Source organism: Thalassospira marina, from assembly GCF_002844375.1.
GTDB classification, from domain to species: domain Bacteria; phylum Pseudomonadota; class Alphaproteobacteria; order Rhodospirillales; family Thalassospiraceae; genus Thalassospira; species Thalassospira marina.
This window is the reverse complement of the sequence record NZ_CP024199.1, coordinates 396,624-423,430: the sequence shown is the minus strand read 5'-3', so window position 1 is coordinate 423,430 and position 26,807 is coordinate 396,624. Positions and strand designations below refer to the sequence as shown.

Annotated in this window: 25 protein-coding genes, 1 pseudogene and 1 riboswitch; of the genes and pseudogenes, 14 read left to right on the top strand and 12 right to left on the bottom strand. The window is 56.1% G+C overall.

Going from position 1 to position 26,807, the window contains the following annotated elements:
• Window positions 1-31 precede the first annotated feature (31 nt).
• Window positions 32-271 (top strand): hypothetical protein, encoded by a 240-nt coding sequence (locus CSC3H3_RS01825; RefSeq protein WP_101283337.1) that lies wholly within the window; start codon window positions 32-34, stop codon window positions 269-271.
• A gap of 86 nt (window positions 272-357) precedes the next feature.
• On the opposite strand, the gene CSC3H3_RS01820 is transcribed toward CSC3H3_RS01825, so the two are convergent.
• Both CSC3H3_RS01820 and CSC3H3_RS01815 read right to left on the bottom strand, forming a co-directional pair.
• Entirely contained in the window at window positions 358-1,953 is a 1,596-nt protein-coding gene (locus CSC3H3_RS01820) for a peptide chain release factor 3 (RefSeq protein ID WP_101270046.1), read from the bottom strand.
• Window positions 1,954-2,013: 60 nt separating this feature from the next.
• A complete protein-coding gene (locus tag CSC3H3_RS01815; RefSeq protein ID WP_133125858.1) occupies window positions 2,014-2,238 on the bottom strand; it encodes a hypothetical protein in 225 nt (74 codons plus the stop codon).
• A gap of 332 nt (window positions 2,239-2,570) precedes the next feature.
• On the opposite strand from CSC3H3_RS01815, the gene CSC3H3_RS01810 reads away from it, so the two are divergent.
• The gene (locus CSC3H3_RS01810; RefSeq protein ID WP_101270166.1) at window positions 2,571-3,335 is read left to right on the top strand and encodes a PhoH family protein; all 765 of its coding nucleotides are present in this window, start codon (window positions 2,571-2,573) and stop codon (window positions 3,333-3,335) included.
• 92 nt (window positions 3,336-3,427) lie between these two features.
• On the opposite strand, the gene thiC is transcribed toward CSC3H3_RS01810, so the two are convergent.
• Together thiC and CSC3H3_RS01800 are read right to left on the bottom strand one after the other, a co-directional pair.
• The gene (gene thiC / locus CSC3H3_RS01805) at window positions 3,428-5,245 is read right to left on the bottom strand and encodes a phosphomethylpyrimidine synthase ThiC (protein WP_101283335.1); all 1,818 of its coding nucleotides are present in this window, start codon (window positions 5,243-5,245) and stop codon (window positions 3,428-3,430) included.
• 144 nt (window positions 5,246-5,389) lie between these two features.
• Window positions 5,390-5,517, bottom strand: a riboswitch (TPP riboswitch).
• Between the two features lie 129 nt (window positions 5,518-5,646).
• A complete protein-coding gene (locus CSC3H3_RS01800) occupies window positions 5,647-6,657 on the bottom strand; it encodes a cation diffusion facilitator family transporter (protein WP_101283333.1) in 1,011 nt (336 codons plus the stop codon).
• Between the two features lie 169 nt (window positions 6,658-6,826).
• Between CSC3H3_RS01800 and CSC3H3_RS01795 the strand changes: the two genes are divergently transcribed.
• From CSC3H3_RS01795 to CSC3H3_RS01785, 3 genes are all read left to right on the top strand, one after another.
• Window positions 6,827-8,818 (top strand): heme lyase CcmF/NrfE family subunit, encoded by a 1,992-nt coding sequence (locus tag CSC3H3_RS01795; RefSeq protein ID WP_101283331.1) that lies wholly within the window; start codon window positions 6,827-6,829, stop codon window positions 8,816-8,818.
• Window positions 8,819-8,851: 33 nt separating this feature from the next.
• Window positions 8,852-10,144 carry a c-type cytochrome biogenesis protein CcmI gene (gene ccmI / locus CSC3H3_RS01790; protein ID WP_101283329.1) on the top strand — a complete coding sequence of 431 codons (1,293 nt, stop codon included), beginning with the start codon at window positions 8,852-8,854 and terminating at the stop codon, window positions 10,142-10,144.
• A 332-nt stretch (window positions 10,145-10,476) separates the two neighbouring features.
• Window positions 10,477-10,917, top strand: coding sequence for a response regulator (locus tag CSC3H3_RS01785; RefSeq protein WP_101270035.1), 441 nt, complete (start codon window positions 10,477-10,479; stop codon window positions 10,915-10,917).
• Window positions 10,918-10,972: 55 nt separating this feature from the next.
• On the opposite strand, the gene CSC3H3_RS01780 is transcribed toward CSC3H3_RS01785, so the two are convergent.
• Window positions 10,973-11,878 carry a LysR family transcriptional regulator gene (locus tag CSC3H3_RS01780; RefSeq protein ID WP_101283327.1) on the bottom strand — a complete coding sequence of 302 codons (906 nt, stop codon included), beginning with the start codon at window positions 11,876-11,878 and terminating at the stop codon, window positions 10,973-10,975.
• A 96-nt stretch (window positions 11,879-11,974) separates the two neighbouring features.
• On the opposite strand from CSC3H3_RS01780, the gene CSC3H3_RS01775 reads away from it, so the two are divergent.
• Complete coding sequence (locus CSC3H3_RS01775) at window positions 11,975-12,802, top strand: SDR family oxidoreductase (RefSeq protein ID WP_101283325.1); 828 nt, start codon at window positions 11,975-11,977, stop codon at window positions 12,800-12,802.
• Window positions 12,803-13,075: 273 nt separating this feature from the next.
• Here the strand turns inward: CSC3H3_RS01775 and atpC are convergent, their stop codons facing one another.
• From atpC to CSC3H3_RS01745, 6 genes are all read right to left on the bottom strand, one after another.
• On the bottom strand, window positions 13,076-13,480 hold the full coding sequence (gene atpC, locus CSC3H3_RS01770) for an ATP synthase F1 subunit epsilon (protein ID WP_101283323.1): 405 nt from the start codon (window positions 13,478-13,480) through the stop codon (window positions 13,076-13,078).
• A gap of 41 nt (window positions 13,481-13,521) precedes the next feature.
• Complete coding sequence (atpD, locus tag CSC3H3_RS01765) at window positions 13,522-14,940, bottom strand: F0F1 ATP synthase subunit beta (protein WP_101270029.1); 1,419 nt, start codon at window positions 14,938-14,940, stop codon at window positions 13,522-13,524.
• Between the two features lie 51 nt (window positions 14,941-14,991).
• The gene (locus CSC3H3_RS01760; protein ID WP_101270028.1) at window positions 14,992-15,888 is read right to left on the bottom strand and encodes a F0F1 ATP synthase subunit gamma; all 897 of its coding nucleotides are present in this window, start codon (window positions 15,886-15,888) and stop codon (window positions 14,992-14,994) included.
• A gap of 32 nt (window positions 15,889-15,920) precedes the next feature.
• Window positions 15,921-17,453 (bottom strand): F0F1 ATP synthase subunit alpha, encoded by a 1,533-nt coding sequence (atpA, locus tag CSC3H3_RS01755; RefSeq protein WP_101270026.1) that lies wholly within the window; start codon window positions 17,451-17,453, stop codon window positions 15,921-15,923.
• On the bottom strand, window positions 17,453-18,010 hold the full coding sequence (locus tag CSC3H3_RS01750; RefSeq protein WP_101270024.1) for a F0F1 ATP synthase subunit delta: 558 nt from the start codon (window positions 18,008-18,010) through the stop codon (window positions 17,453-17,455). The genes atpA and CSC3H3_RS01750 overlap by 1 nt, the downstream gene beginning before the upstream one ends.
• 587 nt (window positions 18,011-18,597) lie before the next feature.
• Entirely contained in the window at window positions 18,598-18,894 is a 297-nt protein-coding gene (locus CSC3H3_RS01745) for a nucleoside triphosphate pyrophosphohydrolase family protein (RefSeq protein ID WP_101283321.1), read from the bottom strand.
• Between the two features lie 86 nt (window positions 18,895-18,980).
• Here CSC3H3_RS01745 and CSC3H3_RS01740 point away from each other — a divergent pair, with 86 nt between their 5' ends.
• Window positions 18,981-19,796, top strand: coding sequence for a substrate-binding periplasmic protein (locus CSC3H3_RS01740; RefSeq protein ID WP_101283319.1), 816 nt, complete (start codon window positions 18,981-18,983; stop codon window positions 19,794-19,796).
• Between the two features lie 47 nt (window positions 19,797-19,843).
• Here the strand turns inward: CSC3H3_RS01740 and CSC3H3_RS01735 are convergent, their stop codons facing one another.
• Complete coding sequence (locus CSC3H3_RS01735) at window positions 19,844-22,057, bottom strand: primosomal protein N' (RefSeq protein ID WP_101283317.1); 2,214 nt, start codon at window positions 22,055-22,057, stop codon at window positions 19,844-19,846.
• 135 nt (window positions 22,058-22,192) lie between these two features.
• Between CSC3H3_RS01735 and fsa the strand changes: the two genes are divergently transcribed.
• The 7 genes and pseudogenes from fsa (at window position 22,193) to CSC3H3_RS01700 (ending at window position 26,804) form a co-directional block, all read left to right on the top strand.
• On the top strand, window positions 22,193-22,849 hold the full coding sequence (fsa, locus tag CSC3H3_RS01730; RefSeq protein ID WP_101270013.1) for a fructose-6-phosphate aldolase: 657 nt from the start codon (window positions 22,193-22,195) through the stop codon (window positions 22,847-22,849).
• A 107-nt stretch (window positions 22,850-22,956) separates the two neighbouring features.
• Complete coding sequence (locus CSC3H3_RS01725) at window positions 22,957-23,646, top strand: DUF484 family protein (RefSeq protein WP_101270011.1); 690 nt, start codon at window positions 22,957-22,959, stop codon at window positions 23,644-23,646.
• Window positions 23,625-24,596, top strand: coding sequence for a tyrosine recombinase XerC (locus CSC3H3_RS01720; protein WP_101283315.1), 972 nt, complete (start codon window positions 23,625-23,627; stop codon window positions 24,594-24,596). The genes CSC3H3_RS01725 and CSC3H3_RS01720 overlap by 22 nt, the downstream gene beginning before the upstream one ends.
• Before the next feature lie 131 nt (window positions 24,597-24,727).
• Window positions 24,728-25,021 (top strand): YrhK family protein, encoded by a 294-nt coding sequence (locus CSC3H3_RS01715; protein WP_101283313.1) that lies wholly within the window; start codon window positions 24,728-24,730, stop codon window positions 25,019-25,021.
• A 200-nt stretch (window positions 25,022-25,221) separates the two neighbouring features.
• Window positions 25,222-25,827 (top strand): glutathione S-transferase, encoded by a 606-nt coding sequence (locus tag CSC3H3_RS01710; RefSeq protein ID WP_101283311.1) that lies wholly within the window; start codon window positions 25,222-25,224, stop codon window positions 25,825-25,827.
• A gap of 11 nt (window positions 25,828-25,838) precedes the next feature.
• Window positions 25,839-26,240, top strand: a pseudogene (locus tag CSC3H3_RS01705) (fosfomycin resistance glutathione transferase); the annotation flags it as partial.
• A 72-nt stretch (window positions 26,241-26,312) separates the two neighbouring features.
• A complete protein-coding gene (locus tag CSC3H3_RS01700; RefSeq protein ID WP_101283307.1) occupies window positions 26,313-26,804 on the top strand; it encodes a class I SAM-dependent methyltransferase in 492 nt (163 codons plus the stop codon).
• The last annotated feature ends 3 nt before the right edge of the window (window positions 26,805-26,807 follow it).

Sequence of the window (26,807 nt, the reverse complement as noted above, 5' to 3'; positions counted from 1 at the left end):
AAGCTGTGAGCAATTCTGGCGGAGAAAAACCATGCCCCAACAAACAATCGGCCCGCATCAGGCGGTTACCATTCCAGACGCCGTTCAGGTCAACATCACCCTGACTGCTGGCCCTACTGCGACGGTTACGGCACAGCAAAACGCACATTCGCATCAATATTACCTGACGCAACCGGCCCCGGCGAATACCATCCATACCGATGAAGCAGGCCCCATCGTTGTTAGCATGGGGGCTGAATTTGGCAATCCGCAGGTTCTGGTTTCCTGGTAGGCGCACCACATAACAAAAGCCGCCCGGGATGAGCCGGGCGGCTTTTAATATCCATTTAAATGGCACTGCTGGCAGAGCTGATGGGCTTACGCCGCGACCATGTTCTGTTCGCGGGTGGCTTCAAATTTGCATTTCGGCCAGTCGCGTTCGATGGTTTCAAGGTGCCAGGCGTTACGCGCAATGAAAACCAGGGTTTCGTCATGGTCTTCAAACAGGGCGGACTGGTTTGAATCGCGGAATTTTTTCATTTCCAGCGGGTCATCACACATCACCCAGCGCGCGGCATAGGCCGGGGTCGGTTCAAAATGCACCTTGATGCCGTATTCGGCCGCGATGCGTTCTTTCAGAACCTCGAACTGAAGCTGCCCGACCACACCAACGATCCAGTCTGCACCCATCATCGGCTTGAACACCTGTGATGCGCCTTCTTCGGCAAGCTGTTCAAGCGCACGCTGAAGATGTTTGCCCTTTAACGGGTCATCCAGACGTACTTTTTGCAGCAATTCAGGTGCGAAGGCCGGAACACCACGGAAGCGCAGGTCTTCACCCTCGGTCAGGGTATCGCCGATGCGCAATGTGCCATGGTTGGGAATACCAATAATATCGCCCGGCCATGCTTCTTCGGCAATGTCGCGTTCATTGGCAAAAAACAGCATCGGGTTATGCACCGCCATCTGTTTGCCTGCACGCACATGTTTAAGTTTCATGCCGCGTTTGAAATGCCCCGAACACAGGCGGATAAAGGCAATACGGTCGCGATGGTTGGGGTCGATATTGGCCTGCACCTTGAACACAAAGCCCGAAACCTTTGGCTCGACGGCTTCTACCTGGCGCGTGGCAGCTTCCTGCGGGCGCGGGGTTGGTGCGATATCGCCAATGCCGCGCAACAATTCACGCACGCCAAAGTTATTGACTGCCGACCCGAAAAATACCGGCGTCAAATGCCCTTCGCGGTAGCTTTGCAAATCAAATGGCGGGCAGATTTCGCGCACCATTTCGACTTCTTCGCGCAGCTTTTCGAGCAGGTAATCCGGGATCAGTTCATCGAGCTTCGGATCATCAAGGCCTTTGATCGGAATGGCTTCCTTGACGACATTGCCGCCTTTTTCCATGAACAGAAGCTGATCATTGACCAGATCGTAACAACCATGAAAATCACGGCCCGAGCCAATCGGCCAGGTCACCGGCGACACATCAAGCGCCAGATCCTGTTCGATCTGATCAATCAGTTCAAACGAATCACGGGCTTCGCGGTCAAGTTTGTTTACAAAAGTCGTGATCGGCACGTCACGCAGGCGGCAAACCTCGAACAGTTTGCGCGTCTGGGCTTCGATGCCCTTTGCGCCGTCAATCACCATCACCGCGCTGTCCACTGCGGTCAGCACGCGATAGGTATCTTCGGAAAAGTCTTCGTGGCCCGGCGTATCAAGCAGGTTGAAGATGTTCTTTTCAAACTCGAAGGTCATCACAGCCGAGGATACGGAAATACCGCGATCCTGTTCGATCTTCATAAAGTCCGAACGTGCGCCACGCTGTTCCTTTTTTGCCTTCACCGCACCGGCCATCTGAATGGCACCGCCGAACAGCAACAGCTTTTCGGTCAGTGTCGTTTTACCCGCATCCGGGTGGGCAATGATGGCAAAGGTACGACGGCGCGATACCTGTTGGTCGATCGACGACATGGTAGTTCCAATTATCCAGAAATATTCAATTGCGGCGCACTGTACCGATTTTTGGCCATGTTACCACAATGAAATCATCATATCGGGCATGAAGCACGCCATTCCCGCCCCGGCTGGCGGCATTTCCCCGCCCCGATTGCAAAAATCAGCGCCGCGCAAACGGGCAACGCGGCCATGAATTGGGGTAAATCCGGGCTGCATGAGTGATTTCATTTCGCAGTGAAGCAAATTTTTTGTTCGCAGTTGCAAGATAAACATTTGAAAACAAGCAATTTCCGGTTTCATTCAAATTTAACAATGCAAAAGAAGGTGACAAAGGCCAACTTGCGGGCGTAGGATTCTTGATACTGGTCGTGAACCGGTATCAGAAGGGGACAAATGAGTGCCGCAAATTAGCGTCTCACATCGTATCTTCTCTCCCCCCGGATCGCAGATGCAGCATGCATCAGGGTCCGGTCAGTTGCCTAGACCGTCCTCTTATTTTCTGCTCGATGAAGAATGTTCGCGCGCCTTTCCAGCACTGGAATGGCGCGTTTTGCTTTTTGCACAACGTAAACCGTCAGACCGGAATTTGGACTGTTCCGGTTTTGCCGGTTTCAAATCGCGAGGTGATCATCATGGGTAAGCGCGCAGCACGCCGTCGGAGCCGTCCGCAACAGGCAGACAGCAACATCCACGAACTGTTCGATGACAGCAAATCCGGCTGGGATCCACTGGCAGAGCAAGGCCAGAATGTTCCTCCAGCACATCGCGATCAAAGTTTCCGCCGGCATATCCGGCCAAAAAGCGAAAATCAGGCTGCCCTGATGGAGGCGATTGATAATTTCAACCTGATCCTGGCCCTTGGCCCGGCAGGCACAGGCAAAACCTATATCGCGGTTGCCAAGGCCGTCGAGGCCCTTGATGCAGGGGATATCGCCCGCATCGTTCTGGCCCGCCCGGCTGTTGAAGCAGGCGAAAATATCGGCTTTCTGCCCGGCGATGTGGAGGCCAAAATGGCCCCCTATCTACGCCCGCTTTATGATGCCTTGAATGACCGGCTGGGTGCCAAACGCCTGCGCACCTATCTGTCAGACGGCACGATTGAAATTGCGCCGATTGGCTATATGCGGGGTCGTACGCTCAATAACGCCTTTGTCGTGATTGACGAGGCGCAGAACTGCACCTACGGACAGCTTAAAATGCTGGTCACGCGCCTTGGCTGGAATTCCACCATGATCCTGACGGGCGACCCCGACCAGACCGACCTTCTGCCCGAACTTTCCGGTTTGGCGGAAATGTCGGACCGGCTGGAAAATGTCGAAGATATTGCCTGTGTCCAGCTTCGCGACAAAGACATTGTCCGCCACCCGCTGGTCGCCAGCATGTTGACCGTGCTTTAGGCTTCCCCGATTTCGTCGCACAAGAATAATCAAACGCAGGGCGGCCCGATGAACCGGGCCGCCCTTTTTCATTTATGTGCCGTTGTGGCTGATCACGGCAGATCCGCCGTTTCCTTGGCCATATAAAGGTCACCACCATCGCGGTATTTTTCCGCCATGGCTGCCATACCTTCCTTTTGGGCATCGGCGCGAATGTCGTGGGATATTCGCATCGAACAGAATTTCGGCCCGCACATGGAACAGAAATGCGCCACCTTATGGGCTTCCTTGGGCAGGGTCTGATCATGAAAGGACCGGGCTGTTTCCGGGTCAAGCGCCAGATTGAACTGATCTTCCCAGCGAAATTCAAACCGGGCACGCGACAGGGCATCATCGCGAATGCGCGCTGCCGGGTGGCCCTTGGCAAGGTCGGCGGCATGGGCGGCGATTTTATAGGTAATCACCCCGGTTTTCACATCGTCACGGTCCGGCAGGCCCAGATGCTCCTTTGGGGTGACGTAACACAGCATTGCGGTACCAAACCAGCCAATCATCGCCGCCCCAATACCCGATGTAATATGGTCATATCCCGGTGCGATATCAGTGGTTAGCGGGCCAAGCGTATAAAAGGGTGCTTCGCCGCATACTTCGAGTTGCTTGTCCATATTGTGTTTGATCTTGTGCATCGGCACATGGCCTGGCCCCTCGATCATGACCTGGCAATCGCGGTCCCAGGCGATGCGGGTCAGCTCACCCAGGGTTTCCAGCTCGGCAAACTGGGCGGCATCGTTGGCATCGGCGATGGAGCCGGGGCGCAAACCATCCCCCAGTGAAAAGGTCACATCGTAGGCGCGGCAGATTTCGCAAATTTCGGCAAAACGTTCATACAAAAAGCTTTCGCGATGATGATGCAGGCACCATTTCGCCATGATCGACCCGCCACGCGAAACAATGCCCGTTACCCTTTCCACCGTTAGCGGAATGTGATGCAGGCGCAGCCCGGCATGAATGGTGAAATAATCCACACCCTGTTCGGCCTGTTCGATCAATGTATCGCGAAACACCTCCCAGCTAAGGTCTTCGGCAATGCCACCAACCTTTTCCAGCGCCTGATAGAGCGGCACCGTCCCGATCGGCACTGGCGAATTACGGATAATCCATTCGCGAATATTGTGGATGTTACGCCCTGTTGACAGGTCCATCACGGTATCGGCCCCCCAGCGGGTGGCCCAAACCATTTTCTCGACCTCTTCCTCCATCGAGGATGTCACCGCCGAATTGCCGATATTGGCGTTGATCTTGACCAGAAAATTCCGGCCAATGATCATGGGTTCGGCCTCGGGATGGTTGATATTGGCGGGAATCACGGCGCGGCCACGGGCAATTTCATCGCGCACAAATTCCGGCGTGACAAAATCGGGCACGGCAGCACCGAAATTTTCACCATCCTGCACCTGGCCTGTGCTGGCACGCATCCGGCCCAGATTTTCGCGAATGGCGACAAATTCCATTTCCGGGGTAATGATACCGGCGCGTGCACTGGCAAGCTGGGTCATGGTGCCGTTGCGGGCGGCACGCATCGGCCGGTGGCTTATGGGAAACGGTTCAACCGCGTGGCGGGTGCCATCGGTGCCGCCATTATCAATGGCTTGTACGCTGCGCCCGTCATAGTTTTCAAAATCATCACCATTTTTGATCCAGCGATGGCGCAGGCGTTCAAGGCCCTTGCGAATGTCGATTTCCACATTCGGGTCGGTATAGGGGCCGGATGCATCATATACGCGTACCGGGGGTTCGCCCGCCGTGGGATGCAGCGAAATTTCACGCATGGGCACACGCAGTTGCGGGTGCAACATGCCGGGAAGATGAATTTTCTGCGATGCTGGCAGGGCACCACAGGTAATTTTAACGTCAGGATTAAAGGCAGGCATCAAAGGCTCCTTTGCATTTGGCAATGGAGACCCAGTTCCGCGTCAGGTTTCAGATGAAATCATTTCCCCGCTAACGGCACGAAATCGCCATTTCCCGCAAAGTCGCGGTATATGTGCCCATCAAACCGTTATCAGTGCCCCTGTTTTGGGGCATCTGCACCATCCCTACGCCAGTACGAACTGGATCAGGTTCAAAGGGTCACTACGCGTAAAGCCAAAAACTTTACCCAGCAGAATCTCAGCCCCTTGCCGGGGCCCCCCAGGTGATCGGGAATCAAAATTGCAATTTAAAAAAGAACTGTCAATCGCCCGCATGAAGGAGGCATGACGGAAACATAACTGACCCTGATATCGGTGCCAGACAACAGACGATAATATGCAACAGGCAAAAGACGCTGCGCTTAGCGCCCGGTTGCCAGTTCGCTGTTGGAAACGGGAATATCATCCAGCCCCACCTTGCGCGCCCGGGCCACATGCCAGAATTCGGGGTCTTCGGTGTAGCCATTGAATTCATCGAGATGGATGTCTTCGGGCGGTTCGGGGTGAATGGTGATATCCAGATCAGGATATTCACCCCGGATGCTGTCCATCACCTGATGGCAAATGGTGTGTGCCTCGCGCATCAACATGCCGCCATCCATGATCAGTTCAATCTCGGCAAAGCGGTGCACGCCCGATGACCGGGTGCGCAGGCGGTGAATACCAATGACGGATTTATGCTTCATCGTCAGTTCGATGATGCGCTGGCTATCGGATTCGGGCAGTTCCCGGTCCATCAGCACGGCCACGGCATCGCGGCCAACCTTGCCTGCCGAATAGAGCAGAAAGATTGCAACAATGCCGCCAATCAGCGGGTCAGCCCATAAAAAGCCCGACCCCACCAGCAACAGCGCAATGATCACCGCGGCATTTGCCAGAATATCGGAACTGTAATGCAGCGAATCGGCCTCGACCGCCATCGAACCGGACATTCGCATTGCCTTGCGTTGCAGCAAGACCAGACCAATGGTCATTACCAGCGACACCACCATGATATAAATGGCTTCGTTGGCCAGGCGCATCGGTTGCGGGTCCATCAGGCGCGATGATGCCTCGGCCAGCACCAGCACCGCCGCCCCCAGCATGAAGGCGGACTGGAACAAACCCGCCAGGGGTTCGGCCTTACCGTGACCAAAGCGATGATCATGGTCCGCCGGGCGCCAGGCGCTGCGCACAGCCATGAAGTTGATCACGGACGTGCCGATATCAAGCATGCTATCGATCATGGAGGATAGAAGGCTGACCGAATCCGTCATGAACCACCCGATCGCCTTGATGACAATCAGGGTCGCAGCGATGATAATGGAGGCCGTCGTCGCACGACGCGCCCACATTTCCCGCTGTGCAATGTCGATAACCGGACATTGGTTCATTTCATGACCCTTCGGTAGGACTGACTTTATGCTGAAGCAGGGTGTATATAATAATTCTATTTAATGCGCCCGTGCAAATAGCGCAAATTTGATATTCCGCAAGGTTTCCAAACTTTGCATCGCACATTATATCGGCTCGAACCTGTATATAAAGGACGCGCACGCCCCCATGATCGTTGAACTCGGACATTATGCCCTCGTATTGGCGCTGGCGATGGCCTTTGCCCAATCCACCGTGCCCTTTCTGGCCGCCGCACGCAATGATGCAGCCCTGCTGCGCGTGGCCCCGCGCACGGCAATTGCCAGCTTCATTCTGATCGCCTTTGCCTTTGGCGCGCTGACATATGCCTATGTCACGTCCGATTTCTCGGTTCTTAATGTGGTGGAAAACAGCCATACCGCCAAGCCGATGATCTATAAAATCACCGGGGTCTGGGCCAACCATGAAGGGTCGATGCTGTTATGGGTCATGATCCTGTCGCTGTTTGGCGCTGCGGTTTCGGCATTTGGCCGCAACCTGCCGCCCAGCCTGCTGGCACGGGTTGTGGGGGTTATGGGGTTGATCGCGGTTGGCTTCCTTCTGTTCATTCTGCTGACATCCAACCCGTTTGAACGCATTGCCAACCCGCCCCTGAACGGACAGGGGATGAACCCGCTTTTGCAGGACCCGGGTATCGCCATTCATCCGCCGTTCCTGTATCTGGGCTATGTCGGTTTTTCCGTTGCCTTTGCCTTTGCCGTTGCCGCCCTTATCGAAGGCCGGGTTGACCCGGCATGGGCACGCTGGGTGCGCCCCTGGACGCTGGCGGCCTGGGTTTTCCTGACCACGGGTATCGGCCTTGGGTCCTGGTGGTCCTATTACGAGCTTGGCTGGGGCGGCTGGTGGTTCTGGGACCCGGTTGAAAATGCATCCTTCATGCCGTGGCTGGCGGGTACGGCGCTTTTGCATTCGGCCATTGTGGTTGAAAAACGCGACGCCCTTAAAAGCTGGACCATCTTTCTTGCCATTATTGCCTTTTCATTTTCGCTGCTTGGCACCTTCCTGGTGCGTTCGGGTGCGCTGACCTCGGTTCATGCCTTTGCGACCGATCCGAAACGCGGCATTTTCATTTTGATCCTGCTGGCCCTTTCGGTGGGGGGATCGTTTGCGCTTTATGCCTGGCGTGCGCCCACGCTCAAGGGGGGCGGGCTGTTTCAGCCGATCTCGCGCGAAGGTGCGCTTGTTTTTAACAATGTGCTGCTTTCGATTGCTGCAGCGATGGTTTTTCTCGGCACGCTTTATCCGCTGTTTCTTGAAACCCTGACGGGTGAAAAAATCTCGGTCGGTGAACCGTTTTACAATTCAACCTTTGTGCCGATCATGACACCGCTGATCATTGCCATGGCCATTGGTCCGTTCCTGCCGTGGAAACGCGCCGACCTGTTTGCCGCGATTGGCAAACTGAAACTGGCAATCGCCATTGTGGTGGTGACGGTTCTGGTGACGTACTGGCTGTCTGGCGGCCCGGCTTTTGCCCTGTTTGGCATGGGGCTGGCGGTGTGGCTGTTTGTGGGGTCGCTTGTGGAATGGGCCGGGCGCATCAAGCTGTTTCGCGAACCTGTTGGCAACAGTTTCCGCCGCATGCGCAATCTGCCGCGTTCCGCACATGGCATGATGCTGGCCCATGCCGGTGTTGCCATTGTGATTGCCGGTATTACCGGGTCGCAGGCATGGACCACCGAAGCCGTCCAGTCCATGGCGGTTGGCGATAGTGTGCAGGTGGGCAGCTATAACTTTACCCTGAACGACATCAAGGAAGTCCAGGGGCCGAATTATATGGCGCGTCAGGCCCATATCACGGTCAAGCATCCGGGCGACCAGACAACCATTCTGGCACCGGAAAAACGCATTTACACCGTCGAAGGCCGCCCCACCACCGAAGCCGCCATCAAATCAAACTTTGTTGGTGATGTTTACGCCGTACTGGGCGACCCCGATGAAAATGACAAATGGGTCACCCGTTTTTACATCAAACCCATGATTCCATGGATGTGGGTTGGCGGGCTGGTGATGGTTGCGGGCGGCTTGCTGTCGCTGTCGGACCGGCGCTATCGCGTGGGTGCGCCCAACCGTTCGCGCAAGGCCCAGAATACCGGCCATGCCGCCCAACCGGCCGAATAAACGGCAAAAACGAACACAGGATACCGCGTTAAAATGACTGTCTGGATTGTTTTTGCCCTCGTTACGCTTGTGGTTGCGGGCTATGTGCTGTGGCCTGTCATCACGGGTGCACTTGGCCGCAAAAAGACGACCCCCGACGAAAGCGATAAAGCCGGGGCAAGCGCCCCTTCCACCCTGGCCGCCCTTGCCGATCAGGACGAATTGCAACGTGACCTGACGGTCTATCGTGACCAGTTGGCCGAAATTAACCGCGATATCGAACGCGGCGTATTAAGTGCCGAACAGGCCGATGCCGCCCGGATCGAGGTGCAGCGCCGCATCCTTGCCACCGACCAGCGCATTCAGGCCCGTGCGGCAAAGCGCGCAGGCAAAACCACCGGGGCCTTTGTGCGCCCTGTGGCGGTTTGCCTGACGCTGATTGGCATTATTGGGGGGATTGGCCTTTATCTTGACCTGGGCAACCCCTCCCTGCCGGATCGCCCGATTGCCCAGCGGGCCGATGAAATCATGGCTGCCCGCAATGCCCAGCACCAGAACAGCGAACGTGAACAGGCGCTGCGCAAGGCGGTTGCCGACCTGTCCAACAAGCTGATCCAGAACCCCAATGACCTTGGCAACTGGGAAATGCTGGGCAACAGCCTGATGGCCCTTAACCGCCCGAAAGAAGCGCAGACTGCGTTTCTTGAAGCGGTAAAACTTTCCAACCGTGACGGTGCCTTTTTGGCGATGTATGCGGAATCCATCATTCGTGCCAGCGACGGGCAGGTTACGGCCCCGGCCCGTGGCGCGCTGGAAGAAGCCGCCAAATCGGGCAACGATAACCCGCGTATTGCCTTTTATCTGGGGCTGGCCGATTTGCAACAGGGCCAGGCCAATGCAGCCCTTGAACGCTGGATCGCGCTGGCAAATTCCGCCCCGGCGGATGCATCCTGGCTGCCGATGGTGGTGCGCCAGATCCAGCAAACAGCGCAAGCCAGTGGCATTGACATTGAAGGCCGCCTGAAGCTGCCATCCGGGGCAACAGGCCCGGCCATTGCCGGTAATGCCGGCCCCTCGCAGGAGGATATGAAGGCCGCAGCCGACCTGACACCGGAAGAACGCCGCCAGATGATTGAAGGCATGGTCGGCCGCCTTGCCGCCCGCCTTGAAGAAAACCCGCAGGACCCGGATGGCTGGGCCCGCCTGATGCGCGCCTATGTCGTAATGGGCATGAAGGACAAGGCCCAGGAAAGCTATCAGCAGGCGCAAACAGCACTTAAAGATGACAAACCAGCCCTGGCCCAACTGGCTGCCCTTGCCGACCAGGTTGGATTGGCAACAAACTGAACCTTCAGTCACACATCACATACCGGGAGTCGTAACGTTCCAGACCGTTACGACTCCAATAATCAGTATCCTAAAATATATGGAATGCTTACAAGTTTGCGGTATATTCGCGGTGCCTAACGAAAAAAATCGCCCCGCATGCGATGCTATTTGGCACTTTCACTTCGTAAAATCGAAAAAATGTCGATTTTTGCCCGTAGAAAGCTAAATTGCGAACGACAATCAAAAACCGCTCATCTATAAACAGTCGTCGATGCTATAATCAAGTTTAGGTCGATGCTAGCTAACCGGGGTGACTTCCCTGTTCTTAAGAATAATGGAGCGTGGAAAACATGTCAGCGATGAAAACGCCCAGCGATTTGTTGCTGATAGAGGACAATCCCGGTGATGCCCGGCTTGTCGAAGAAGCGCTGAAAGAATTTTCCCGCCCGGTTAACCTTCATCATGTCAAAGATGGCATCACGGCCCTGCAGTTCCTGCAGCAGGACGGCCAGTATCGCAATGCGCCGCGCCCGAAGCTTATTTTGCTTGATCTCAACATGCCGCGCAAGGATGGCCGCGAAATGTTACGCGAAATCCGCAATGACCCGGCATCGGCCAGCATCCCGGTTATCGTGCTGACAACATCTGCGGCCGAACGCGATGTGGATTTGTGTTATGCCGCCGGGGCGAACTGCTATTTGCGCAAACCCGTCGATGTCATCGAATTTATCGATCTGATGAAAATGATCGAAACCTTCTGGCTCGACACCGCACTGACCCCGTCGCACTAAACCTGCCTGAAAGCCGCTTAAAACCGGATGACACCGGATGCAACCTGCTGATCCGTCAGCCGGTTTTCTTCATATGTGCCTTCATCTCATCGATAAAGGCCCGCAGTCCCTTGGGTACATGCCGATGCCCGGGATAATATAAATGCAGGCCCGGAATTGTCGGGCACCAGTCATCCAGCACATTGACCAGCCTGCCCGTATCAAGCGCATCTGCCACCAGAAAAAGCGGCACATAGGCAATACCCAGCCCGGCCAGTGCTGCCTTCACCATCATGCCAGGATGATCCAGCGTCAGGGCACCGGGCACATCAATACGCACTTCCTGCCCGTGCCGTTCAAATTCCCACTGATAAAGCTTGCCGCTAGGCATACGATGGCGAATGCAGTGATGGTGTTTTAAATCATCCGGGCTTTGGGGTGGCTTGTGGCGGTCAAAATAATCGGGCGATGCCACTGCCAGAAACCGCGTTTCCCCGCCAAACCGTACCGCAATCATATCCTGCGGTACAGATTCGCCCAGCCGCAAACCGGCATCGAACCCTTCGGCAACGATATCAACCAGCCGTCCGTCGCTGACCAGATCCAGGGACATTTCCGGATATTGCGCCAGAAAAGCCGGTACAACATCGTCCAGCAGCATGGAAATCGCGATCTCGCTGGTGTTGATCCGCAAAACGCCACTGGGTTTGCTGCGAAAACTGTTTACCTCCTCCAGCGCGAAATCCAGATCACGCAGCAGGGGCTGTAACCTTGCCAATAATTGTTCGCCCGCTTCGGTCAGGGCGACACTGCGCGTGGTGCGGTGAAACAATCGCACGCCCAGATTTTCTTCCAGACTGCGGATCACATGGCTCAGGGTTGAGGGGGCAAGTGCCAGATCATCCGCCGCCTTGCGAAAGCTTTGCCGCGCGGCAATACAGGCAAATGCCTTCAGGTCATTCAGGCTGGGTTGATAATTCATGGGAATTTACCATCAGGTTATGCAAATTATATAGCATAGTCCCATCAATATACCCACCTATATGCAGGTCATGTTTCTTCACCCCGAAAGGAAAACATGATGCGTACATGGTTCATTACCGGCACATCGTCGGGCCTTGGTCTGGAAATGACCAAAATTCTGCTCGAACGCGGCGATCACGTTATTGCCACCCTGCGCAAGCAAGGCGTGCTTGATGATCTGGCGGCAAAATATCCCGCCCAGCTTTCAATTCATCAGCTGGATGTTACCGATACGGCCGCCATCCGGCGTGTGGTCGATGCGGCCTTTGCCGAAAGGCCAATTGATGTGGTCGTCAATAATGCGGGTTACGGCCTGTTTGGCGCCGCCGAAGAACTTGGTGATGACCAGATTATTGATCAGATCAACACCAATATCATCGGGTCGATCCAGGTGATCCGCGCTGCTCTGCCCCATCTGCGCCGCCAGAAAAGCGGGCGGATCATGCAGGTATCGTCCGAAGGCGGGCAAATCGCCTATCCCAATTTCAGCCTTTATCACACCACCAAATGGGGCATCGAAGGCTTTATTGAATCCCTGCGTCAGGAAATTGCAGGGTTCGGGATTGACTGCACGATCATCGAACCCGGCCCGACCGAAACCGGTTTTGGCGCGGGACTGGTCAGCCCGCCCCTGATGGATGCCTATGACGGCACCCCGGCGCATAATGTGCGTGATGCCATTGCCAATGGTGACTTTGTCATCAAGGGCGATGCCATCCGCACCGCCCAGGCAATGGTGGCGTCGGTCGACGTAACCCCGGCCCCGCGCCGCGTCACACTTGGTAGCACGGCCTATCAATCGATCCATGCGGCCCTGCAGGAACGCCTGTCAGAACTTGAAGCCCAAAAAGACATCGCCTATTCCGCCGATCGGGACATTTAAACGAAAGTCGGTTCGGGACCAGCAAGACGGTCTTTGAGGGCGGCAGAACAGAACCGATTAAAGGAATGCTGACAGGCATGAGCCTTTACAGGTCTTCTGCCTGGATGGGAACAAGGACAGATATCGCAGATTATCACCTTGCCAGCCGTTGCTTTGAATAAGCGTCAGTTGGCCGTCTTCCCGCTACGCTCCTGCTGCCGCCAGCATCCCGATAAAACAAAAAAAGGGCCGCTATCGTTTGATAGCGGCCCTTTTGATGACAGTGCGGTCAGATCAGTTCGTCAAAGCGGCGATCTGTGCAACGGCAATCGCGACTTCACGTTCAGCATTCGCCTTTTCGTGAGTAGACTTTGCAGCATCGAAAGCAGCTTTTGCAGCTTCCAGACGGGTCTGCGCTTCGTCAGCCTTGATATCGGCAACAGAAATCGCTTCTTCCGCCAGGATGGTGCAACGCTCGGGGTTAACCTCGGCAACACCGCCAGCCACAAAAATGCGTTCCGAAACCTTGCCACCCGTATAGATGTCAATGACGCCCGGACGAATGGTCGAGATCAGCGGTGCATGCTTGGGCAGCACACCGAAGTTCCCTTCCGTGCCCGGAACGACAACCATCTCGACCGGCTCGGATTTGAGCAGGGCAGACGGTGAAACAAGTTCCAGTACAGTCGTATCAGTCATGACAGTCCTCGCTCCTTACCCGGAGGGGGACCGAAGCTGCCTTAGGCAGCTTCGGCCATCTTCTTGGCTTTCTCGATGGCTTCTTCGATGGTGCCAACCATGTAGAATGCCTGTTCCGGCATATGGTCGTATTCACCAGCGCAGATCGCCTTGAATGCCTTGATGGTGTCTTCGAGCTGAACGAACACGCCCGGAGTACCGGTGAAGACTTCAGCAACATGGAACGGCTGCGAGAGGAAACGCTGGATCTTACGGGCGCGAGCCACGATCAGCTTGTCGTCTTCAGACAGTTCGTCCATGCCGAGAATTGCGATGATGTCCTGCAGGCTCTTGTAGGTCTGCAGCACGCGCTGAACTTCACGGGCGGTTTCATAGTGGTCCTGACCGATCACACCCGGATCAAGGGCGCGCGAGGTCGAGTCAAGCGGGTCCACTGCCGGGTAGATGCCGAGCTCGGCGATCTGACGGTTCAGCGTGGTGGTCGCATCCAGGTGGGCAAACGAGGTTGCCGGCGCCGGGTCGGTCAAGTCGTCGGCCGGGACGTAAATTGCCTGAACCGAGGTAATGGAACCTTTTTTGGTCGAGGTAATACGTTCCTGCAGCGCACCCATGTCGGTTGCGAGCGTCGGCTGATAACCCACTGCCGAAGGAATACGACCCAGAAGTGCGGACACTTCCGAACCAGCCTGCGTGAAGCGGAAAATGTTGTCCACGAAGAACAGAACGTCCTGGCCTTCTTCGTCACGGAAGTATTCCGCGAGGGTCAGACCGGTCAGAGCAACACGTGCACGTGCTCCGGGGGGTTCGTTCATCTGGCCATAAACCAGTGCGGCTTTGGAGTCCCCTTCGAGGTTGATAACGCCCGATTCCATCATTTCGTGATAGAGGTCGTTACCTTCACGGGTACGTTCACCAACACCAGCGAAAACCGAGTAACCACCGTGGCCTTTTGCCACGTTGTTGATCAGTTCCATGATGAGAACGGTTTTGCCCACGCCGGCGCCGCCAAACAGACCAATCTTACCACCCTTGGTGTACGGAGCGATAAGGTCGATGACCTTAATGCCGGTAACCAGGATTTCGGTATCGGTGGACTGCTCGGTGAATTCCGGAGCTTCCTTGTGGATCGGTGCGGTCTTCTTGGCGTTGACCGGGCCGCGTTCGTCAACCGGCTCGCCGATGACGTTCAGAATACGACCAAGGGTTTCCGGACCAACCGGAACCGAGATCGCATCGCCGGTATCGACGACTTCCTGACCACGCTGCAAGCCTTCGGTGGTGTCCATAGCGATGGTACGGACGGCACCTTCACCAAGATGCTGTGCAACTTCGAGAACCAGACGCTGACCGTTGTTGTCAACATGCAGCGCGTTCAGAATGGGCGGCAGTTCGCCGTCGAATTTAACGTCGACGACGGCGCCCATCACCTGGGAAATTTTCCCCGCCTTCTTGTTCGCCATAGGTATTGTCTCCTGCTCGGACAAATCTATCCGTTAGTTCCTGCGACCCGCTTACAAAGCCTCGGCGCCGGAAATGATTTCAATCAGTTCGTTGGTGATCTGTGCCTGACGTGAGCGGTTATACTGAATGCTCAGTCGGTCGATCATGTCGCCGGCATTGCGGGTTGCGTTATCCATTGCGGACATCCGCGAACCGTGTTCCGAAGCACTGCTTTCCAGCATGGCCCCGAAAATCTGGACGCCAACATTACGTGGCAGCAAGTCTGCCAGAATGGCTTCTTCCGACGGTTCATATTCATAAATCGCCGAAGCGCCGTTTCCGTCAGCTTCCTGGTTGTCCGCTTTTGCCTCAACGGCAAAGGGAACCAGTTGCTGTTCGGTAACAACCTGCGAAATCGCCGACACGAATTTGTTGTAGAAAATCGTGCAAACGTCGAATTCACCGGCTTCGAACAGCTCCAGAACCTTGTCTGCGACCGCGGATGCCTCGGAAAACTCAATTCCCTTTTTGCCTTCAACGCCGGTATAGCGCGCAATAATCGCATCGCCATTGTCGCGTTTAAGAGCATCGGCACCCTTGCGGCCAACACAGATAATCTTGACCGTTTTGCCTTCGGCTTTCAGTGCGCGAATTTTCGCACGGGCCGCCTTGACGATCGAAGCGTTAAAACCGCCGCAAAGACCACGATCAGCGGTGAAAACAACCATCAGATGGGTGTTTTCCTTGCCGGTCCCGGCCAGCAGTTTTGGTGCTCCCTGTGAACCACCAACCGCAGCAGCGAGCCGGCCCAGCATCGTCCCCATGCGTTCTGCATAGGGACGGGCTGCTTCGGCTGCATCCTGCGAGCGACGGAGCTTGGACGCGGCCACCATCTTCATCGCCGAGGTAATCTTCCTCGTCGATTTGACGCTGGCAATGCGCGAGCGCAAGTCCTTCAAACTAGCCATTGCGTTTCCTCCTTCGCCTAAAGTTCAGACTTTTACGCGAAGGTCTTCGCGAACTTGTCGAGGAACGCCTTCAGTTTTGCTTCGCTGTCAGCCGACAGAACCTTTTCGGTGCGGATCGCATCGAGAATGTCTGCGCCAGCAGAACGGATTTCCGAGAGGAACTGTTCTTCAAACGCACGGACCTGCGAAACAGAAATCGCGTCGAGATAGCCTTTAACACCGGCGTAAATCACGACAACCTGCTCTTCGACCTTGAGCGGCGAGTACTGCGGCTGCTTGAGCAGCTCGGTCAGACGGGCGCCACGGGCCAGGAGCTTCTGGGTCGCCGGATCAAGATCCGAAGCGAACTGTGCGAAAGCTTCCATTTCACGGTACTGGGCGAGCTCAAGCTTGATCGAACCGGCAACCTGTTTCATTGCCTTGATCTGAGCCGAGGAACCCACACGCGAAACCGACAGACCAACGTTCACAGCCGGGCGGACGCCCTTGTAGAACAGGTCGGTTTCAAGGAAGATCTGGCCGTCGGTGATCGAGATCACGTTGGTCGGAATAAAGGCCGAAACGTCGTTACCCTGGGTTTCGATAACCGGCAGAGCGGTCAGCGAGCCAGCGCCGTTTTCGTCATTCATCTTTGCAGCGCGTTCCAGCAGACGTGAGTGCAGATAGAACACGTCGCCCGGGAATGCTTCACGTCCCGGCGGGCGGCGAAGCAGCAGCGACATCTGACGATAGGCAACAGCCTGTTTCGACAGGTCATCATAGAAGATGGTGGCGTGCATGCCGTTGTCGCGGAAATATTCACCCATCGCGCAGGCGATGAACGGTGCGAGGAACTGCATCGGTGCCGGGTCCGAAGCGGTCGCTGCGACGATGATGGTGTTTTCCATCGCGCCACGCTCTTCGAGAACCTTAACAACCTGGGCAACGGTCGAACGTTTCTGACCGACAGCAACATAGATGCAGAACATCTTTTCGCTGTCCGAAGCAGCGGCGTCGTTCACCGGCTTCTGGTTCAGGATGGTGTCGACGATGATTGCGGTTTTACCGGTCTGACGGTCACCAATGATCAGCTCGCGCTGGCCACGCCCAATCGGAATCAGCGAGTCGATCGACTTGATACCGGTCTGGACAGGCTCATGAACGGATTTACGCGGGATGATGCCCGGTGCCTTGACGTCAGCAAGGCGACGTTCGGTTGCACCCAGGTCACCCTTGCCGTCGATCGGATTGCCAAGCGCGTCAACAACGCGGCCCAGCAGTTCCTTGCCAACCGGCACGTCAACGATGGCACCGGTACGCTTTACCTGGTCGCCTTCTTTGATGGTACGGTCAGAACCGAAAATAACGATACCGACATTGTCTTCTTCCAGGTTCAGGGCCATGCCCTTAATTCCGCCGGGGAAGTCGACCAGTTCACCAGCCTGGACATTGTCGAGGCCATGAACACGGGCAATACCGTCACCAACAGAAAGAACCTGGCCGACTTCGGCCACTTCGGCTTCAGAGCCAAAATTGGCAATCTGATCCTTGAGAATAGCGGAGATCTCCGCGGCGCGGATTTCCATCACGCAACCCCTTTCATAGCGAGCTCGAGCTTCTGCAATTTGGTACGAAGCGAGGCATCAAAAACCCGGGAACCGACCTTGACGACAAGGCCGCCAAGAACCGCCGGATCGACATTCAGGTCCACTTTAACAGTGGCACCGACTACTTCCTTAAGAGCGCCGGTAACGGCTTCGATCTGCTCGTCCTTTAACGCGGTAGCCGAAGTCACCTGTGCGGTTACTTCACCACGATGTGCGGAGAGCATGGAAAGGTAAGCTTTGATTACGCCCGGCAGGACGAACAGGCGCCGTTTCTGACACAGAAGGCCAACCGTCTTCTTGGTCAGCTCGGAAACACCAAGCTTGTCAAGAAGGGCTGCCATAGCATTCGCCTGCACATCCCGGGAAATCACGGGACTACGGAGCACATTACGCAGATCATCGCTTTCGACGATGGCCTGGTCGAGCAATTCAAGATCGCCTTTAACCACATCAAGCTGGTCGGCCGACGAGGCCAACTCAAACAGTGCGGTTGCATAACGCCCTTGCAGCCCGGTCGCGGCAGTATTTTGGGACACCGGTGAAAGCCCTCAATTCTGGTTATGAGAACGACTCGGATACATATAAAAAAATGATCCCCCGAAGGGATGGCCCTTCGGGAAGCGAGCGTTTGGTAGCACATGTCCCTGTAAGGAGCAACCCCCGCGCAACCGCAATTGTGACGAGTTTGGCAACTCATTTCATTCCGGGGCCATCATCCTTGAAAAATCGCGGCTTTTTGCGCCTCTTGCCGGTTCGTTTGCCCCTATGGAAATCGCGCTTTTTTGCCAGATGCGCGACAAATCCACCGCGAATCTTGAAGATTCAGGCAAAATTAAGCCAATCGCCCAGATCAACCCCGGCGCAAGTGTGAACCAGCACACAAGATGCCCAACCCAAACGGGAAAATGGAATTGGACCACTTTTATTCTGGGTCGATTCTTTTTGTGCTTTTACGGTGGGGTGAATCCTGCCCCGGGATAACAGGGGCATAGCCCTGCGCGATAACCCTGATGACCAGACAGGATGACAACCGGCCATAGCGCCGATCCGAATGCCGCAATCCCGGCGGAGAGCCCCCCGCCCCGGAAAAACAGCAACAGACATTCCGCCCGTATCAAAGCGATCAGATATGCGACCCCGTGCCATCGCCCTTGGCCCGCCAGGTGCGATTACGGTTGATCGCCATTTTGGCCCCGGTCTGATCAAGCAAATCCAGGCCAAACTGTTCAACAAGGCGATAAAGCAGGATCATGACATCGGCACTTTCCTTGCCGATCTCGGAAAGGTCGCGGGCTTCGACCGCTTCGCGCAGTTCCTGCATTTCCATCATTGCGCGGTCCACCAGTGCAACGGGGTCTGCCACCGGGCCAAAGGTTTCGTCCGCCCAGCGGCAAATCGTGGTCTGGTTTTCGTTTTGCATGTTCTGTCCGTAAATTGTTATGCGGATGCTGCGCAATCATATAGACTTATTCCAAAGGGGTAGCCACCACCAACCTGGAGGACGTAATGACGCACGGCAGCACTGCTGTCTGTCGTTTTTTCGCCAGCCTGTTTATCGGGCTGGGTATCCTTTTTATTTTGCCAGTTTCCCCGGCGCAATCCCGCCCCCTGATTATAGAGGGGTTAAGCGAAGCCCCCCTTAAATGGCAGCAGGACGGGGAAATCCGTGGTGTTGATATCGACATCATGAAGGCCGTTCTGGCGGAAATGCAGATCAGCGATTATGAATTTCGCCTTGTGCCCAGCGGCAACCGCCTGCTTTACAATGCCAAAACCGGTGCAAGCGACATTGTCCTATCCCTATCCCTGTCGCCTGAACGGCAGGAATTTCTGGACTATCCCAATGAGGCGCACCTGCTGCTGGACTGGCGATTTGCCATTCGCAAAACCGATAGCGACCGTATCAGCTTTAATGACTTTTCCGATCTTGCCGGGCTGCATATCGGGGCTGCTGCCGGGTTTTCCTATACCCCGGCCTTCTGGAATAGCGGCCTGAATATTGAAACCGTTGCCAAAAACAACCTGCTGATTCCGATGCTGCTGCGTGGGCGGTTTGATATTGTGCCACTTAATTACATGACGTCGCTTTACGAAGCCCAGCAGGATGGCCTTGCCGACCAGCTTGTCTTCCTTTATCCGCCCATTCGCCAGGCGGCCTATTATAATGTCTGGTCAAAGGCATCGCGCTATCACGGTAAAGAAAGCTTTCAACGCCAGTATGATGCGATCATTGACCGTTTTCAGAAGGACGGCACCATCGCCGCCATTATTGAAAGCTATCTGGGCACCGAAGGCCCGCGCAAAATCCATTATTCGCAATAGGCCTTTGTTTGGTGCATCCGGCATCCCTGCCGACCACCACCATAATTTTACATAAAGCTGTAGGGGTCTATATCGATCTGGACGCGCACGCTGCCCGGCGTTTTCACCCGGCTGAGCCAATCCTGGATCACCGCCTGCACCTTGACCGATTTATCGGTGCGCAGCAAAAACCGGCGACGAAAGCGCCCGCGCAATAGCGATAATGGGGCGGGTGCTGGCCCCAAAACGACAATGCCATCCCCCCGCGGCGCAACCCGGCCAATGCGCCAGGCGGCTTCGTCTACTTCGTTTTCCTTTTTGCCCGAAACAATCAGGGCAGCCAGTTTGCCGTGCGGCGGCATGCCATATTTCATGCGTTCCGCAAGCTCGACCTGATCAAACGCATCACGATCCCCGGCCGCAATCGCCTTGATCACGCGGTTTGACGGATCTGCCGTTTGCAACAGTACCGTTCCTGGTCGTTCGCCACGCCCGGCACGGCCGGCCACCTGGGTCAGCAATTGATAGCTGCGTTCGGCGGCGCGCAAATCGCCCCCCGCCAGCCCCAGATCGGCATCAATCACGCCCACCAGCGTCAGCATGGGGAAATGATAGCCCTTGGCAAGGATCTGCGTACCTATCAGAAGGTCAACTTCCTGGTTATGCACCCGGCCCACCAGAGCAGCCGCGGCCTTTGGCCCGGCAATATTATCCGATGTGGCGACCTCGATTTTCAAATCGGGGAAGGTCTGGATCGCTTCTTCATACAGGCGTTCCACCCCCGGCCCGCAGGGGGCCAGCTTTTCCTCGGCCCCGCAGGCCGGGCAGGCATCGGGGATTTTGGCCGAATAGCCACAATGATGGCACTGCAACTTGCCCCAGGCGCGATGTTCCACCAGCCAGGCCGTGCAATTGGGGCATTGGAAACGATGTCCACAGGCCCGGCACAGGGTTAAGGGCGCATAGCCACGCCGGTTCAAAAACAGCATCGCCTGCTCGCCCGCAGCAAAGGTTTCCATCAGCCTTTGTTTCAGGGTCGGCGTTATCCAGCGCTGGCGTTCGGGCTTGTCCACGCGGATATCAACAATCTCTACACTGGGCAGCACGGCCACCCCGTGGCGCTGGCCCAACACCACACGTTCGTACCGGCCAGCTTCCACATTTGCCAACGTTTCAAGCGAGGGCGTGGCAGATGCCAGCATCACCGGAAACCCGCCCAGATGCCCGCGCGCCACCGCCATATCACGGGCATGGTAAATGACGCCATCTTCCTGCTTGAAGGCATGTTCGTGTTCTTCGTCCACCACGATCAGGCCAAGGTCGCGATAAGGCAAAAACAGGGCTGATCGCGCGCCAACCACCAGCCGCGCGCTGCCATCGGCCACCGCGCGCCAGGTTTCGCGCCGCCGTGCCTGGCCAACTTCGGAATGCCAAAGTGCCGGTTCCACACCAAAGCGGTCACGAAAACGCTGCAGCCATTGTGCCGACAGGGCAATTTCAGGCAACAGGACCATCACCTGCTTTCCCTGTGCCAGGGCGGCCCGGACGGCTTCAAAATAAACCTCGGTCTTGCCCGAACCGGTTACACCATCAATCAGGATTGCTGAAAACCCGCCTGCATCGACCTTTTCACACAAAAAATCTGCTGCCTTTTCCTGATCAAGCGACAGGTCGGGGCGGGGAATGGATAAATCCGGCAGGGCAAAGGGCGATGGCGGGGCCACCTGTTCGCGCCGGATGACGCCTGCATCAACCAGCCCCTTTAATACGCTGGCGCTGGTGCCGGTTTCCTGCAGGATATCGCCCTGTTCCAGCGATGGATGATCCGCCAGCAGCGACAAAATACGTTTGCGCGCCGGTGTCATGCGCATATTGCCTTGCGACTCGGCCATGCCATGTGCCAGCCCGAACCGGAAAACCGGCTTGGGGGCTTCAAGGGCGTCGGTGACACTCATGGCCATGCGCAGCACGGCGCCCTGCGGGCTAAGGGTGTAGGCCGATACCCAGTCGATAAAGCGGCGCGTTACAGCGGGCATTGGGGCGGCGGGCAGCACCCCATAAATTTCGCGCAGTTTGGCAGGGTCAACATCACCCCTGGCATCACCCCAGACAACACCACGCTGGGTTTGACGTCCCAGCGGAATTTCGACAAAATCACCGGGTTGAATATCAAGGCCTTCGGGAACGACATAGTCATAGGGCCCCGCCAGCGGCAGGGGAGGCAGCACGGAAACAGTGCGTCGTTCAAACAGATTTCCCGTTATGGCCTTTGCGGCGCACATATATTATAAACCCCGTCACGATAGGCTGGCGTGATCCGAACCGTTCGCGGTCCGGTTACCCGGCACGATACGGTCCCACAGCCAATAGCAGTAATCTGCGTAATCGAACAACGGTCTTCATCAGCAGGAATTACAATGAAGTTCTTCATCGACACCGCCGACATCGACGCAATCCGTGAACTTGCCAAATCTGGCCTGGTAGATGGCGTCACCACCAATCCGTCGCTGGTTGCCAAGGCTGGCCGCCCGTTTATCGACCTGATCAAGGAAATCTGCGACGTCGTTGACGGCCCGGTTAGCGCCGAAGTGGCAGCTACCGACTACGAAACCATGGTCGCCGAAGGCCGCAAGCTGGCCGCGATTGCCGACAATGTCGTCGTCAAACTGCCGCTGACCCCCGATGGGTTGAAAGCCTGCCGTACCTTCACCGACGAAGGCGTTAAAACCAACGTCACGCTGTGCTTCTCGGTTGGTCAGGCCATTCTGGCTGCCAAAGCCGGTGCAACCTATGTTTCGCCGTTTGTTGGCCGCCTTGACGACATTTCCAGCGATGGCATGCAGCTGATTGCTGACATCGTCGAAGTTTACAACAACTACCCGAACTGGGAAACCGAAGTGCTGGTCGCATCCGCACGCGGCCCGCAGCATGTTGTCGATTCGGCCCGTCTGGGTGCCGACGTCGTCACCATCCCGCCGCAGGTTCTGGGTCAGCTGTTCAAACATCCGCTGACCGACAAGGGCCTGGAAGCATTCCTGGCCGACTGGGAAAAAACCGGTCAGTCGATCCTTTAAGGATTTAATGGCGGGCATTTTTTGCGCCCCCTTTAATCAGCATTTAACCCGGTTGCCCGCATTGTGGCAGCCGGGTTTTTTAATATGACAACAGAATGCCGGGACCAATGGAACAAACTGCTTTGCGCGCCGAAGACATCGCCGAATATCTTGCAGAAAATCCTGACTTCTTCAAACACCGCCACGACCTTCTCGACAGTCTGGAAATGCCGGTGCGCCATCATGGCTCGGGCATTGCCGATATGCAGCAATACATGGTTGAACGTCTGCGCGCCGAAAGCGACCGGCTGCGCGGTGCTACCAGCGAACTGATCAATATTTCCAAATCCAACCTCGAAACCCAGCAGCGTATTCACCGTGCGGTTCTGGCCCTTTTGAATGCGCGCGGGTTTGAAACCTTTGTCGAAGCATTACAGGACCTTGTCCCCGATCTTCTTGATCTGGACTGCATCGCCATCTGTTTTGAAGAACATCCCGATAACCCGATCCCGCGTTGCGGCGGTCGTGTACGCCGCCTGACCCACGGCGCGGTTGACCAGGTTCTGGGCGAAGATCATGATGTCTGGCTGGTGGCCGAACATGCCGGTGATGAAGCCATTTTTGGCCCCAAGGCCGATATCGTCAATTCCGCAGCCCTGGTGCGTCTGGCACCGTTTTATGGCGACCCGGTCGGGCTTGTGGCCTTTGGCGTTGCCGAACCGGGATATTTCAGCCCGGCCCAGGGGGCTGATCTGATCATGTTCCTGTCATCCGTGATTGAATTTGGTGTTCGCCGATGGCTGACCAACCCGGCCTGAATACCAAACCTTCAAGCGCGCTGACCGCCCTGAACCTGCCAGCCATGACCCGCCAGACAGTCAATGACTGGCTGCAATGGCTGCGCAGCGAACGGCGTGCTTCCAACCACACCACCGAAAACTATCTGGTCGATCTTTACGCCTTTTTCGCGTTTGTTGACCAGCATCGCGGCGGTGCGCCCACACTTGAAACGCTGTTATCCCTTACCCCGCGTGATTTCCGAAGCTGGCTTGCCCATCGCAATGCCGCGAATATGGCCAAATCATCCACCGCGCGGGCCCTATCGACCCTGCGAAATTTCTATCGCTTTCTGGATCGCACCGGGCGGGGCCAAAATGCCGCCATCACCACCATCCGCAATCCAAGGCAGGCACAATCGGTTCCCAAACCGCTAACCCCCGAAGATGCGATGGCCGTGATCGACAATGCCGGTGCCTTTCAGGATGAACCATGGCTGGCAAAACGTAACCTTGCCCTGTTTACCCTGCTTTATGGCTGTGGCCTGCGTATTGCCGAGGCCCTGAACCTTGATTTCGACCAGCGCCCGCAGGGCACATCGCTGATTATTACCGGCAAAGGTAACAAACAGCGCCTTGTCCCGGTTTTACCCGTCGTGATCGAGGCGATTGACGATTACCTGAGCGCCTGCCCCTACCCGCAACAGGGTACTGACCCGCTATTTTTGGGTGCACGGGGCAAACGCCTGATCGCCCAGGTCGCCCAGCGGGAAATGCGCCGTATTCGCGAATTGCTTAACCTGCCCGAAACAGCCACCCCGCACGCGATGCGCCACAGCTTTGCCACCCATCTTCTGGCTGGCGGCGGCGATTTACGCACAATCCAGGACCTGCTGGGGCATGTATCGCTTTCGACAACGCAGCGTTACACCTCGGTCGATAGCGAACGCCTGATGGCGGTTTACCGCGGGGCGCATCCCCGCGCACGGTAAAGCCCCCCCAAATAGGGCGAAATCGGGCATTTCAGCAACAAACGTCATAAAATCAACAGTTTGACGAAACATTTCCGCCCCGCTTGCGTTGCATCCCTGTAAAGCATCCCCCCTTTGCAGGAGATCCCCCCGTGAAACTGTTCCGTACCCGCCGGTTCGACCAGACCCAGCGCCACCGCGAAGTCTATAGCGCTTACGAACTGATCTATTCCGGCGTTGACCTGCTGGCCGCGATTGCCTTTATCGTTGGCAGCATCTTTTTCTTTTACCAGTCACTGATGGAAGCAGGCACCTGGCTGTTTTTGATCGGCAGTATCTTTTTTGCCCTGCGCCCCAGCGTGCGCATGCTGCGCGAACTGCACCTTGCCGCCCTGTCACGCAATGACCCCGAAGATGCGGATGCCAATCATGGCTATCAGGTTTAACTGGCCCTTCTCATGCATCCCAAGGGGGTGAGTGTGCCAAACGGCGGGCCGGTAAAACCGTATCTTCATCACCGATAAAATAACGGTCCGCGCCAACAAGTTAGGCCGCCACGGGCCTATTGCGAAATTTGGTTTTCATCAGGCTGCATTTTGCCCTTACACTGCGCCCATAACCTGTATTGGCACAGAAAGGCCACCCGATGATTCTTCGCAGCTCCGCCCCCTCGCCTTTTGGTCGCAAGGTCAAAATGGTCGCCAAATATCTTGGTGTTTACGACCAGATCACAGTTGAACTGGCTGATACCAATAATCCCGAAGATTCCCTGCGCCAGCAGAACCCGCTGGGTAAAATTCCGATCCTGATTCTTGAAGATGGCCGCAAGCTTTTTGATTCGCGCGTGATTTGCGAATATCTGGATTCCATCGCCGATGGCAAAAGCCTGCATCCGACCGAAGGTGCCGCCCGCTGGGATGCGCTGACCCTTCAGGCCCTGGCCGATGGCATTGTCGATGCCTCGATCCTGCAGGTTTACGAAGTCCGCATGCGCCCGGAAGAAAAGCGCCATCAGGACTGGCTGACCTATCAGTCCGAAAAGGTGCGCCGCGCCCTTGATGAACTGGCGGCCAATCCGCCGTCACTAACGGGTGATCTGTCGATCGGGCATTTTGCCACTGCCTGTGCCCTTGGTTATCTTGACCTGCGATTTGACGGCGCATGGCGTGCGAAATATCCGGTTTTGCAAAGCTGGCTGGAAGAATTCCGCAATCTGGTGCCGGCCTATAACGCCACCGACCCGCTGGCCTGATTGCCCGAAGCGTGATCAGGGGACTTAACCATATTACCTTTGCAACCCGCGACCTTGCGGGAAGCTTCGCCTTTTATACCGGCGTTCTGGGGGCACGGCCCCTGGCACGCTGGGATGGCGGGGCCTATCTTTTGCTGGGTGATATATGGCTGTGTCTGAGCCTTGATCCCGCGTCATCACCGCCCGACACCAGCTATACCCATCTTGCCTTTGATGTTGATGCGGCCGATTTTGCCGCCATGCGCCAGAAATTGCAGGATGCCGGTGCCCGGGAATGGAAAACAAATCGCAGCGAAGGGGCGTCTGTCTATTTTCTGGACCCGGATGGCCACCGCCTTGAACTTCATGAAGGCAACTGGCAATCCCGGCTGGATCATTACCGGCAGAAACCGCCGCCGGGCATGGTGTTTTACGACATAACCGATATATCCGAAACACCGGCTTCCCCGGCCATACCGGTCCCCCCGCCCCGAACGGAGAAATAAATGTCCCGCCTTAACAGTGTTATTCGCCGCCTTCAGGCCCAGCGCGACTGCCTTAATGCATCGGCTGATATGATCAGCGACCTTGAGGGTATTGTGCTTGAAATTGGCCTGGGCAATGGCCGCACCTTCGACCATTTGCGCGAAATCATGCCCGATCGTGAAATCTATGTTTTCGACCGGCAGATCAATGCCCACCCCAAATGTATCCCGGACGATGCCCACCTGTTTCTGGGCGATATTTTTGAAACCCTGCCCAAGGCGGTTGAACAGTTTAAAGGCCGCGTTGCCCTGGTGCATTCCGATGTTGGCACGGGCGATGAAGACCTGAACGCCAAAATTGCATCCTTCATTGGCCAAACATTGCCCACGGCCCTGATGAAGGGGGCGATTGTCGCTTCTGACCAGAAAATCGATGTTCCCGGCACCATTGCAGAACCCCTGCCCGAAGGTGTGCCGCAGGACCGTTATTTCTTCCGGCGCTATCAGGGATAAAGA